We start from the raw sequence: 12,157 nt of genomic DNA, 5'->3' as shown, positions 1-12,157 counted from the left end.
CACATATTAAATGTGGGAGCTGGCTTGCCTGCGATAGCGGCCAGCCAGCCAACATCAATGCTGAATGTGATGGCCTCATCGCGGGCAAGCCCGCTCCCACAGGTTTTATGTACATCCGAATTCTTACGAGAACCCACATGAAAAACGATGACCTACGCGCCGACCGCGATGAGCTGGACCACTTCGTGCCTCGTACCCCGGCCAAACGCAGTAACAATCTGGTGATGCAAGTCGCTGCCGGCGTGTTTCTCGGCGGCCTGGCCTTGTGGCTGGTGCAACTGGCCGCAACCATGCTGTACGCCAAACTGGCGCTCGCTACAGTGACCTTCGGCGGTTAAGCCAATTCGGTCGCGCGCTGGCTGGCAGCGTCGTCATAGGCGACGTAGAGCGATTCGGCGACCTGGCTTTTGATGGCCTTGGTGCTTTCCAGGCCCAGGACAAACCCTTCGGCCTTGCCACCAGCACGGTTCAATTCATCAGCGGTACTGGCCTGAGTGATTGCGTCGAACAGTTTTTCGGCGTGAGGGCCGACGCCTTTGGGCAGGCTGATTTGAGCGATGCTCATGCGAACACCCCGTTGTGGCGAGGTGTGGTGATTGGGTGATTCATGGCGCGTACCTTTTCGGCGAATGGCCGGCAGCGCGTGTAACCACTTCCGGGCGGCCATGGTAGACCTCTGAGGCGATTCTGGTAACCGCCCACGGTCGATAAACCACCACCCGTCCCCATGAACCCGTCAAATTACTAACAGGTGCTTGACTTCTCTTTTTGAATCAGTAACATACACGCCATTCCGCGATAGCTCAGTTGGTAGAGCAAGTGACTGTTAATCACTGGGTCCCTGGTTCGAGTCCAGGTCGTGGAGCCAGACAAGCAATATCGAAAAGCCCCTGAATCGAAAGGTTCAGGGGCTTTTTTGTGGCTGACGGAAAAACAAAAAAAACCGATCTGTCTCTTCAACAGATCGGCCTTTTTCAGCGAGTGTCGGCGTCAGACATGCTCACTACTTTTCGCATGCACCGTCCGCGGCTCTGCGTGCTCATGGTCCGCCTCCACCACCGGAATCTCATTCCCGTCACAGTCACGCAGCTTGCCTTCGCTGAAATAATCCCCTTCGCGCAGCGCCGCCAGATCCTGATAACGCAGCACCCGCTCAGTACCGGCCGCGAACACCGACTGCTGATCGGAGTTACCGGCAGTGAGGTGGTTGAAGGTCAGGTTAAGCACGATGGCCATGATCGCCGACGAGCTGATGCCCGAGTGGAAGATCGTGGCGAACCAGCTTGGGAAGTGGTCATAGAAGTTCGGCGCAGCGATGGGGATCATGCCGAAGCCGATGGAGGTAGCGACGATGATCAGGTTGACGTTGTTGCGGTAGTCGACCTTGGACAGCGTACGAATACCGCTGGCGGCCACGGTGCCGAACAGCACGATACCGGCGCCACCGAGGACTGAAGTCGGTACAGCGGCGATGACCCGGCCCATAAACGGCAGCAAACCGAGGATCACCAGGAACAAACCGCCGGTAGCTACTACGAATCGACTCTTGATCCCGGTCACCGCCACCAGCCCGACGTTCTGGGCGAACGCGCTTTGGGTGAAGGAACCGAAGATCGGCGCGATCATGCTCGACAGCATGTCGGCGCGCAGGCCGTTGCCCAGGCGTTTGGAGTCGACCTTGGTGCCGATGATTTCACCCACCGCCAGAATGTCAGCCGAGGTTTCCACCAGGGTCACCATGACCACAATGCACATCGACAGGATCGCGGCGAAGTGGAAGGTCGGCATGCCGAAGTGGAACGGCGTCGGGAAGCCAAACATCGGACCTTGAGTGACGGACGAGAAGTCCGCCATGCCAAGGAACACCGCGATCACCGTGCCGATAACCATCGCCAGCAGGATCGACAAGCGCGAGATGGTCGCGCTGCCGATCTTGCTCAACAGCAGCACCAGCACCAGCGTCACCGCCGCCAGACCGATGTTCGCCATGCTGCCGAAGTCCGGGGCATGGCTGTTGCCGCCCATGGCCCAGCGTGCAGCGACTGGCATCAGCGTCAGGCCGATGGTGGTGATCACAATGCCCGTGACCAGCGGCGGGAAAAACCTGGTGATTCGCGAGAACACCGGCGTGATCAGCAGGCCGATCAACGACGCGGCAATCACCGCCCCGAGAATCGATTGAAACCCGCCCTCCCCGCCACTGCTGACAATCGCCACCATTGTCGCGACGCCAGAGAACGACACGCCCTGTACCAGCGGCAATTGGCAGCCGAAAAACGGTAAGCCCAGGGTTTGCAGCAATGTCGCCAGCCCCCCTGCAAACAATGAAGCAGCAATCAACAAACCGATGTCCGCTGGCGAGAGCCCGGCCGCCTGGCCGATGATCAAAGGCACCGCGACGATGCCGCCGTACATGGTCAGAACGTGTTGCAGGCCGTAAGCCATATTCGCGCCGATCCCGAGATTCTCGTCCTCAGGCCGTTGGTGTGAAACATGGGGCGTTTTCATGGTTGGGGGGTTCCCTGGTTTTTGTTATGCGCACACTGTATGCAAGACTCAGGACAAATGTCTATAGAGTTGTATACAACTAACCAGTCAGATTATGGACACATGGCCATTCCAAGCCCGCGAGACTCATCGTCGGCAAGCCCCTTGAAACCAAAACCTCCCGGCAACATGACGCAAGGCAAGACGTGCACTACCTTGATAGAGGTACGCTCTCACTGAGACCACGATAGGAAATCGACATGAGCAAGGCTGACCAACTCGTCGCGAAACTGAAGCAAACCCAGCAGTCCAGTGCCGACACGACACACTGTGCCGATCAGCAGATCGACAGCTGGCCTGCACAGGTTTACGACCTGTACCACCTCATCGAAGCCTGGCTGGCGCCGCTCAGCGAAGCCGGGCTGAACATTCGGCGAGTGCCGACGCACGTCTTCGAGCGTCATCCTGACGGGGCGACCTACGACTACGCCATCGATCAGTTACTGATTGAAGGCAACCACCACAGCATCACCTTCGACCCCGTCGCTCGTTTCACCGAGGATGGTGCCGGGCGGGTCGAGATCCGCACCCAAGGAAAGGCACTCTCGATGCTGCGAACCGTGAGCGAACACGGCGAGACACAGTGGTGGCTGCAGGCGATCGATCAATCCGGGCAACAACCGGATGCGATCGCCATGACCGAAGACACCCTGCTTTCGGTGGTGCAGGAGGGGCTGGAGCTGTGAGGTTCAGGGCTGTTGAATCAGCCCTTCGATAACTCGGCGCAACGCCGCCTCCCGCGGCACCCGAATGTCGAATTCGCTGCGCAACAAACCCATCAATTCATCCACATCCGCCACCTGCCGCCGTTCAGTCTCACGACCGATCCGATGAATCGCAAAACTGCCGTTGTTCAGCGTGCGGCGCCACCCTTCCCCGGTGCGCGCCACCATTAACTGTCTGGCGAACGACGATTCGGGGTGAGTCGAGACGTACCAGTTGCCAACGGCGTAATCGATGTCTTCCTGGCGCTGCAAATCGAAAATGTACATCGCCCGCCATTCGCCGCCGACGTTGGCGCGCAGGGTGTAGCCATCCTCGTGCTGCTCGATGCGATAGGGTTCGTGGGGCGTGAGCTGTTCAGCCGGGGTATCGAGCATCAGCGGTGCGGTGGGCACCATGCCGCCGAAGCCGACGTCGGTGATGTAGCGCACGCCGTCCAGGGTCACCAGGCTCAAGCGGTGCGTACGGGCGGTCCACGCGCCTTCGGGCTGGCCCATGACCACTCGGCCGGAGATGCCGCGAGCGTCGAAGCCCAGCGCCTGGAGCAAGGCCAGGAACAGGTTGTTGAGTTCGTAGCAGTAACCGCCGCGACCGTCGTGCAGGACCTTTTGCTCGATGGACGGCAAGTCGATGAGCACCGGTTGCCCCGACAACGTGCTGAGGTTTTCGAACGGGAAGGCGCCGGTGTGGCGCAGTTGAAGTTGGCGCAGGGTGTCCAGGGTCGGCGCCGGAGGCGCATCGAAGCCCAGGCGCTGCAGATACAACGCAAGATTGCTCAGCTGTGGCTCGCTCATTGCTCAGTCCTTATGCAGGGGCCGGATTTCTCCGCCGATGGGCGCCATGTATAAGGGAAAAAGCGGGTCGACCGACAATTGATTTAGCCAATCGCCACCCACTTCAATCTCAACGCCGCTTGCGCGAACTCAATCGAATCCATGCCGGCGCATGATCACTCGCGTGGGGCTCGTTGCGAACCCAGGCATCGACACCGGCCTCCTGCAGATAAGGACTCAGTGCCGGGTTAAGCAAAAGATGATCGATGCGCAACCCGGAGTTTTTTTGCCAGTGCTGGCGAAAATAATCCCAGAAGGTATAGAGCCGATCCTCTGGATACAGATGGCGCAAGGAGTCGGTCCAGCCCTGGGCCAGCAGGCGCTGATAACACTCGCGGCTTTCAGGTTGCAGCAACGCATCCTTCAGCCAGGATCGCGGGTTGTAGATGTCGAGATCGGTGGGCACCACGTTGTAGTCACCGGCCAGCACCACGGGATGTTCACTGGCCTGAAGCGTCTGCGCGTAGTGGATCAGTCGTTCGAACCACGCCAGCTTGTAATCGAACTTCGGCCCCGGCTGCGGGTTGCCGTTGGGCAGGTACAGGCAGCCCACCAGAATCCCGTGCACGGCAGCCTCCAGATACCGGCTATGGGTGTCGCTGTCATCGCCCGGCAGACCTCGACGACTCTCCAGCGGCTGCGCATCCCGCGCCAGAATCGCCACGCCGTTCCACGAAGATTGACCTTGCCAGAGCGCGCCGTATCCTGCGGCCTCAAGCTCGGCGGCGGGGAATGCACTGTCGACTGACTTGAGTTCCTGCAAACACGCAATGTCCGGCTGCTCGCGCTCAAGCCAGGCGAGCAAGTTCGGCAGTCTGGCGCGCATGCCGTTGACGTTGAATGTCGCGATTTTCAGGTTCTTCATGGGCCAACGCTCGCAACGCAGGGTCGATGTCCAGTTGTGACCAGAGGTGCGCCCCGGCAGTTGCCTCTACGAGCGAAACAGGCGACTAAAGGCACGCCCCTACACTGAAAACTCGTCATGCGATGCCTTCAGCAAAGACAGCAACGCCAGTTTTTCCATCGGCCGACTCAAGTAGAAACCCTGCACCTCATGGCACTGGTCCGAGACCAGGAAGTCCAGTTGCTCCAGGGTCTCGACGCCCTCTGCCGTCACGGTCAGGCCCATGGCTTTGCCTAGGTTGATGATCGCCTGCACCACGGCCCGGTCATTGCCGCCGCCGCTCATGGACGAGATGAAACGCTTGTCGATCTTGATCCCGTCGAACGGGTACGTGCGCAAGTAACCCAGGGACGAATAGCCGGCCAATCGACGGCCGCTGCCCTGTAATTGCACGCAACACCCGCGTACCTTTTAATGCCGAGAATGCCTGCTCATGGACACACTGGCCACTCGTCAACCAACCGGCACCACGCGCTCTGTCCATCACCCCCACATCAGGTAACGACTCATCTTTGGAGACGCACCATGATGAGCATCAAAATGACTTCGCTGTTACTGGCTGGAGTGCTGTGCACCCTGTCCGTCGGTATTTTTGCAGCCTCAGGCGATGGCGCTGATGCGACCGGCACCCGATCGGGCTCAATCGGCGGCTCGACCATGGCGCCCAACAATAACCCTGACCAACCCTCGAGCGACCATAGCGCTAACGGCAGCAATAGCGGATCGGACTCGTCGGGTGGCGGAAATGGTGGCAATGCCGGGAACAGTGGCTCTGGCGCGGGGGGTGGCACGGGCGCGGCGGGCGGTGGAACGGGTGGTGCCGGCGGCGGGACGGGCAGCTGGACGCGTAAAAGCAGCCGATGATCGTCGGCTGCTTTTGGGTCTGAAACGCGGAATTAGGTTGGCTTGACCGGCGGAGGATTCCACTTGCCGTTCAACACCTCGGGCTTGGGCCCATACAAACGCATGGTCAGGTTGAACCCGCCCTTCGGTGCCGGCAGCCAATTGGCTTCAAGATCCTTGCCAGGGTTTTCGTGCTGGAAGTAGATATCCAGCGAACCGTCAGCATTGGTCTTGAATGGCATCCAGCTACTGAGTGCAAAGCGGTTGAGCGCATTGCCGACCTGGAAACCCTCGGGGTCGTACAAGGTGATCGACCAGAAAGCGTTTACCGGCGGCGTTTCACCCTTGTCGAAATGCAGCACGTACTTGTTCGCGCCATCGAGTGGCTTGCCTTCGACATCGCCGATGTTCAGCGGATAAATCGCATCCTCGGGCAAGTTGGCGCCGAGCCCGATCTGCGCAACGATCGCGCGTTTGAGGTAGTAGTTGCCGTAGACGCCCATGGTGTCGGTGTTCATCGACCAGCCATTGACCACGCGAGCGAGGGTGGGAACCTTCCACGTCATCAGCGCCTGCGCGTCCTCGGGTACGGTCTGAAGCGCTGCTTTGATTTCAGGGTCCAGCGCATCCATGTTGAAGGATTTTCCGGGCTCGATACCGATGCGCGTCATCTGCGCCAGGATCGGTTGATCGCTGATGTGCGCAGGGTGCACCTTGAGCAATTCGGCGGCGTAGGCGAAGTAGTCAGCCGCCGACATTGCGTCGACCTGGATCTTTGGCGGGGTCTTCATGTCCACGGCCGGGTCAATGTTCACGCTGACCGGCTCGGCGCTTTTACCCAGCCGGGACAACGGTGTCACGGTGTAGCCAGCCTGAATTTTGTGCACCGCCGCGTAGTCCGCAGCGCCGTCGGTCTTGGTGCGGCCAATGACCCAGACAAAGGGCGTGGGCGCCGGCAGATGGTTCAGTCCGGCAGGCACCGTCCCGGTCCAGCCCGGCGGTGTCACCAGAAACTGCCCCGCCTGGGTGCCCGTGGTGCGCCAGCCCGGTGAGGCGAATACATCGGTCCACATGTCGAGCATCGGCAGCAAGTAAAAACGCCCGGCCGTATCGGGCGCTGCGATCACCAGCGGTTCTTCGGTCAAATCCAGCCAGGCAATGGAATACAAGGTGTCGAAGTTCGAGCGCACCACCCCTTTGAAATTTGCAGGTGGATACTGCGGCACGCTGACAAACATATTCATCGGACCTTTACCGAACTCCTTGCCCGGTTCGATGTTGGTGAATTGCTTACGGGTAATGTCCATGGTCAACAGTGGGTAAAAATAAACGTAGGCATCCACGCCGATGGCGTGTGCTTCTTCGGCTGTGACTTTCGATTGGGCATGGCTCGCGAGCGGAAAGATGGCGCAGGCTGCAACGGTTAGAGCAACGGCTGTCAATGCTTGAGTAATCAACATTTTGACGATCATCCGTGCGGTGGGGAGACCTGCCGGGATTGGCAGCGTTACCGCAACTCTAGACGATCAAGTGAAGGGGATCTGACAGGCAGACAGCCGGCTGGCCGGGGTGTTGCGCGGGTGAAACACCCTCGATAGACACCTCAACGATCCGAACGCAGCAGTGCATCGACACCACCTTCCATCGACAGCACCGCCGAGCGGTTTCGCCCCGAATGCTTGGCTTGATACAGCGCCGCATCCGCACGTTCGATGAACACTTCCATGCTGTCCCGCCCCGTCGGTACAAACGAATAACAACCCAGACTGACCGTCACGAAGCCCGTGGGTGAACCGCTGTGGATGATGTTCTTGTCCATGACGCTGCGACGGATCTGCTCGGCAATCACCAGCGCGCCGTGAATATCGGTGTCGGGCAACAACACCGCAAACTCCTCTCCGCCGTAGCGCACGGCCAGATCGGCTTTTCGATGGCAGCACCCCTTCACCGCCCGCGCCACTTCAGCCAGGCAATGGTCCCCTGCCACGTGGCCGTAAGCGTCGTTGTAGCGCTTGAAGTAATCGATATCGAGCATGATCAGGCTCAGTGAACTCGACTGCCGGGCGCCTCGGCTGAACTCGATGTCCAGCGCGCCCTCGAACAGCCGGCGATTGCCCAGGCCGGTCAGGCTGTCGTGGGTCGCGATCAGCTTCAACGCTTCCTTTGCCTTGCGCAAATCCGCCTCGACCTGTTCGCCGACACGCACCTGATAAAGGAACATCCAACCGAACAGCCCCACGCCCAACACCACCAGGGCAACGATGACTGAGGAGCGAAATGCCGTGTCGTACCAATCCTTGAGAATCGCTTCCCTGGACGAGGCGGCAGACACGACCAACGGATAAGCGTCGAGCTGACGGTAGCCATACAACCGCACAACACCATCGACCAGCGAGCTGAACATCGCGTTACCGGAAGGCGCGTCGGGCAGCAATTTCTCGAAGATCTCGCTCTTGGCCAGTGATGTGCCAATCTGCGACTCCACGAACGGCCGTCGCGCCAGCAGCGTTCCGTCGGTCAATCCCAAAAACATCGAACCGTTGTCATCAATGCTGAAGCTTTTGAAGAACTGATCGAAGTACGCCATCTTGATACCGGCCAACAAGACGCCCTCGAAATTGCCATTCTTGTCGTTCACACGCTTGGATATCGGGATGATCCATTCGCCATTTTCCCGACTGCGAATCGCCGGCCCGATGTGCGCCTGGGAGGAGACGTTCTGCTGGTGGAACTTGAAATAATCGCGATCCCCCACACCCGGTCCGCGTGGCAGTTCGTCGAAAGAGGTAACGACCCACTGCCCTTTTTGGTCGAACAGAAATATCCCGTGCAATTGATTCAGCGCCTGCACCCGCCGGGCGAATGTTTTCTGCAAGCGTGCCTTTTGGGGCGCGCCGAAACCGTCAGCCTGAATCCAGTCGGCCAGACTGGTCAGCACCAGATCGGCTTGCATGAAGGTGTCTTCGGCCTGCTGCGCCATGGCCCGCGTCAGGTTTGATGACGCCACTTGCGCCAAGGCCAGATCATGCCGGCGCGACTGCTCCAGTTGCAGGTACAGCAAACCGCACAGGCTCAGGCACACGACCGCAATAAACAGTACCGCTGCTTTGCGCAGAGGTAACCGTTTCAACGTGACGCCGGTGGCGTTGTGCGGATCGTGCGCAGGGATAGGCAAAAGCTCGTCCTGTAAGGGTAAGGCATGGGTAACACCCCAAAACCCTTATTTTTTTTGAGCTTAGTCTACGGGGGGGTATGGGGCAAATGTCCTTTGGCTAGCCGCCGCATCGCACGGTGCATATGCGCCCGGACACTTTCTGCATCCCCCCGGCGCATTAGCACACTGTGTGCACCGACCTGTCCGAATTGCCACCGGCCGAGTTGGCATTGATCAGCCGCAAGGGAGCGCTGACCGGGTTGCAACAGACGTTGGTGGAGTTTTTGCGGGGGGAATCAGGAACTGTAGGGAATCAATAAGGGGGTTCAGCAAGCCCCCATTCTCGAGGGCGGCCTCGAGGGCGCCCATTTCAATAAAGTACGAACAACCTTTAGATCAACTTGTCGATCTCTTCCAGCGTCACTCGGGGAATGAGTTCATCTGGAATCCTTGAAGAATTGGACAGGCTGTAGACCTGAAAATCTTCATCCACAACGTACTTCGACAAGATCTCGAAGGACGGCAGGATTCTCGTATAAAAATGCTGATCGAGCATGCATGGCGACGCGACCGTGTCGGCCCCTTCGTAAAAACGGCTTACAGACTGATTCAAGTCGACGCCAACCAGAAACACCTTGGTAAACCCCACGTGATACGCAATTTGCAAAGCCAGATAAGCCACGGTACGGGCATCAAAAAAACCGCGTTTAAGGTTCTTGCTGAAGCCAAGGGTTCTATTGCGGCCATTTCCGAGTTTGCGACTTCTGACGAGTTCTTTATCGGCCCTGAACACCAGGTCAGTCCAGGAGAGCTTGGGTGCTCGACCGAGTAAATACAGCTCGCCCTCAGGCGCTACTGTCGTATGCCAAATGTGCTCTTGCCACAGTGCAACCCGTTGACTGATGCGCATGGCCTCTGAAAACAGTTCGGGTTGCTGTCGGGAAAAGCCTTGATCCGTACAGGCATAAAAGAACGGCTTGATACCTGTCCCGGAGAACATGGAAATGGCGCCGTTCATCGTGATCATCGGAACGTCTGCAAACTTTTCCAGCGGAAAATCTTTAGCTGACGCCCCCGAGGCGATGATAAACACGGCACCTTTTTGGATGTTGCGGCACTCATCGAGGTCATGCACATCAAGCATACCTGTGTTGAGTGCCGGTTTTTTTTGCGCAACATCCATCTTCAATTTCCTATTCCTTTACATCGATGATCGGTGACTATTTTGCATTGTGATAGTTTTCAACGGGTGAGCCAACCTTTTGGCTTCACCAACCCCGGAATCTGCGACGGAGCGCAAAGGTTGATGCAGAGCGCTTGCATCGCTGGTGCATCGATGACCTGACCGTTACATACGGATAGCAAGTCCCGCTTCCTTCACGGCCATTGCCGGTTTTGCCCCGTTGCAACAGCGGAAGTTCCTGCTCGTCGCACATCCAGAACAGGCAATTCCGAAGGCAGATTCAATCCCCGCAGTACCGCGGAATCGTAGCCGTATACATCCGGTTTAAACATCACTCGACCATCGCTACTCAGGTCCACCGTCCAGTAAGCCAACAGCACCGGCACCTTGACGGGAAGCCTGATGTTTTCGGTCTTGCCATTAGCCAACTGGGCCTGTATTCCGGCGCTGTTCCAACGAACCGGGTCGTTGAACAGCAGTTCAACTAACTGCAGTGGGTTCTCCACGCGTATGCAGCCTGAACTGGTGGCTCGACGCGATTGCGCAAACAGTTCGCGATGCGGCGTGTCGTGGAGGTAAATCGAATATTCATTGGGAAACCGAATGGCCACCTGCCCGAGTGAGCCGTCCGGGCCTGCATCCTGTCGCAGCGTGATACCGCGCGCATTATTCCAGTCGACGGTCGCTGGATCGAGCACATTCCCCTCTCGATCAAGCGCTCTTATCCGGTTGGCCGCAAGGTAGCCGGGATCTCTTTGAATCTTCGGCAGCATGTCTTTGACGAGGATGGTCGGCGGCACGGTCCAGGTGGGGTTGAACGTCACATAAGTAATCTCGGATTGAAACACCGGCGTACTGCGGAACGGCTTACCGACCTGAACCCGGGAACGCCATATCGCCTTACCGTCGCGATAAAACGCCACCTTGTAACCCGCAATATCAACGATGACAAAAGTGCCCTGAAGTTTGTACAGCAACCAACGCGCACGCTCCATGTTCACCCGAACCTGGTCTATCCGCGCCTCTACGGGCACATTCAACGCAGCTAGTGTCGCGGCCCCCGCCACGCCATCCGCCCCCAGGTATTGCTCGGCCTGATACTTTTTCACCGCTGCAGTGACGCTGTCGTCGTAATCAGTGCGTGGCTTTTTTGATGGGGCCAGATAACCACCTGCCACCAAACGTGCTCGCAACTGCGCGACAGAGGCGTCATCCATGCCTGGCTTGAGCGACTGGCCTTCGGCAATCTTCGGCCAGCCGCCCGCGTCCCGAACCTTGCGCAGTTGCGCCAGGCCCACGCGCAGGCTGCGGTAAACCGCTTCTTGTGGCGGAGCTTCGGCGAAAGCGCGCGCCACGTCATGAGCATCGAGCGCGGCGAACAAGTTATTCATGTCACCACGAGGATCGGCGCCGACGGGGTCGAAGTTCCAATGGATGTCCAGACGCGAAGGGTCAACCTTGCCGCGCCGCAATTGCAGCAGCGCGGTGACAAAGGTCCGGGTGGCCGCGATATCGAATGCCGCCCGTTGCGCCACCGTCGGCTCTGCTGCCTGCATCGACGCTCTGGCCTTCGCCAACTCATCAATATGAAAGTCCGCGGGGTCCAACCCATCGGCCTGGGTCTCGCTCAGGCTTTTCAATAACTGGATGACATCGCTGTCGTTCGCCCAAGCCGAGCGGTAACCCCGATGCATGTAAAAATCCATGACCACACGACTCGGATCCACCCGTCGATAGCCACGGGAAGTGAGCAAGGGTGGAAACGATGAACTCAATGGCTCAAATGCCGCCTGAATCGTTTGAGCGACGTAATCGTCAGGTGCCGCGCCAGCTCTGCTGATGACGGCAGATACCGCCTCAATCGGCGAAGTTTCTGCAATCGCTGCGCCGCTGATCAGAAAGCCCATAAAAAAGATGCGGCTTATGACGAATAACCTTGTTAACTGCCCCATGGATAATCCTTAATCGCC

The 12,157-nt window shown here is 58.4% G+C and carries 11 protein-coding genes, 1 tRNA gene and 1 pseudogene; 4 read left to right on the top strand and 9 right to left on the bottom strand.

Annotation, left to right across the window (positions count from 1 at the left end; all coding sequences use genetic code 11):
* Positions 1-137: 137 nt before the first annotated feature.
* On the top strand, positions 138-338 hold the full coding sequence (locus tag KW848_RS15770) for a hypothetical protein (protein WP_192407320.1): 201 nt from the start codon (positions 138-140) through the stop codon (positions 336-338).
* Here KW848_RS15770 and KW848_RS15765 read toward each other — a convergent pair.
* On the bottom strand, positions 335-565 hold the full coding sequence (locus tag KW848_RS15765; protein WP_008007186.1) for a hypothetical protein: 231 nt from the start codon (positions 563-565) through the stop codon (positions 335-337). The two genes, KW848_RS15770 and KW848_RS15765, sit on opposite strands and share 4 nt — an antisense overlap.
* A 227-nt stretch (positions 566-792) precedes the next feature.
* Here KW848_RS15765 and KW848_RS15760 point away from each other — a divergent pair.
* Positions 793-868, top strand: a tRNA-Asn gene (locus KW848_RS15760).
* A gap of 122 nt (positions 869-990) precedes the next feature.
* Here KW848_RS15760 and KW848_RS15755 read toward each other — a convergent pair.
* Positions 991-2,508, bottom strand: a complete 1,518-nt coding sequence (locus KW848_RS15755; RefSeq protein WP_218537399.1) for a nucleobase:cation symporter-2 family protein — start codon at positions 2,506-2,508, stop codon at positions 991-993.
* 239 nt (positions 2,509-2,747) lie between these two features.
* On the opposite strand from KW848_RS15755, the gene KW848_RS15750 reads away from it, so the two are divergent.
* Positions 2,748-3,233 (top strand): hypothetical protein, encoded by a 486-nt coding sequence (locus KW848_RS15750; protein WP_218537398.1) that lies wholly within the window; start codon positions 2,748-2,750, stop codon positions 3,231-3,233.
* A 3-nt stretch (positions 3,234-3,236) separates the two neighbouring features.
* On the opposite strand, the gene KW848_RS15745 is transcribed toward KW848_RS15750, so the two are convergent.
* The 3 genes and pseudogenes from KW848_RS15745 to KW848_RS15735 form a co-directional block, all read right to left on the bottom strand.
* Positions 3,237-4,064: an arylamine N-acetyltransferase gene (locus tag KW848_RS15745; protein WP_218537397.1), complete on the bottom strand. Its 828-nt coding sequence runs from the start codon at positions 4,062-4,064 to the stop codon at positions 3,237-3,239.
* Positions 4,065-4,173: 109 nt separating this feature from the next.
* Complete coding sequence (locus KW848_RS15740) at positions 4,174-4,968, bottom strand: exodeoxyribonuclease III (RefSeq protein WP_218537396.1); 795 nt, start codon at positions 4,966-4,968, stop codon at positions 4,174-4,176.
* Positions 4,969-5,067: 99 nt separating this feature from the next.
* Positions 5,068-5,367, bottom strand: a pseudogene (locus tag KW848_RS15735) (EAL domain-containing protein); the annotation flags it as partial.
* A gap of 165 nt (positions 5,368-5,532) precedes the next feature.
* On the opposite strand from KW848_RS15735, the gene KW848_RS15730 reads away from it, so the two are divergent.
* On the top strand, positions 5,533-5,871 hold the full coding sequence (locus tag KW848_RS15730; protein ID WP_218537395.1) for a hypothetical protein: 339 nt from the start codon (positions 5,533-5,535) through the stop codon (positions 5,869-5,871).
* Positions 5,872-5,903: 32 nt separating this feature from the next.
* Here KW848_RS15730 and KW848_RS15725 read toward each other — a convergent pair whose 3' ends face one another.
* The 4 genes from KW848_RS15725 to KW848_RS15710 all read right to left on the bottom strand — a co-directional run bounded on the left by KW848_RS15725 (position 5,904) and on the right by KW848_RS15710 (position 12,139).
* The gene (locus tag KW848_RS15725) at positions 5,904-7,310 is read right to left on the bottom strand and encodes a DUF1254 domain-containing protein (RefSeq protein WP_218537394.1); all 1,407 of its coding nucleotides are present in this window, start codon (positions 7,308-7,310) and stop codon (positions 5,904-5,906) included.
* A gap of 143 nt (positions 7,311-7,453) precedes the next feature.
* Positions 7,454-9,025: a GGDEF domain-containing protein gene (locus KW848_RS15720; RefSeq protein ID WP_218537393.1), complete on the bottom strand. Its 1,572-nt coding sequence runs from the start codon at positions 9,023-9,025 to the stop codon at positions 7,454-7,456.
* 370 nt (positions 9,026-9,395) lie between these two features.
* Positions 9,396-10,187 (bottom strand): lipopolysaccharide biosynthesis protein, encoded by a 792-nt coding sequence (locus KW848_RS15715; RefSeq protein ID WP_256365179.1) that lies wholly within the window; start codon positions 10,185-10,187, stop codon positions 9,396-9,398.
* 194 nt (positions 10,188-10,381) lie between these two features.
* The gene (locus KW848_RS15710; protein WP_192407304.1) at positions 10,382-12,139 is read right to left on the bottom strand and encodes a murein L,D-transpeptidase; all 1,758 of its coding nucleotides are present in this window, start codon (positions 12,137-12,139) and stop codon (positions 10,382-10,384) included.
* Positions 12,140-12,157: the final 18 nt, after the last annotated feature.

It is taken from the genome of Pseudomonas sp. PDM25 (genome assembly GCF_019219045.1).
Taxonomy (GTDB): Bacteria; Pseudomonadota; Gammaproteobacteria; order Pseudomonadales; family Pseudomonadaceae; genus Aquipseudomonas.
This window is presented reverse-complemented; position numbering and strand designations above follow the sequence as displayed.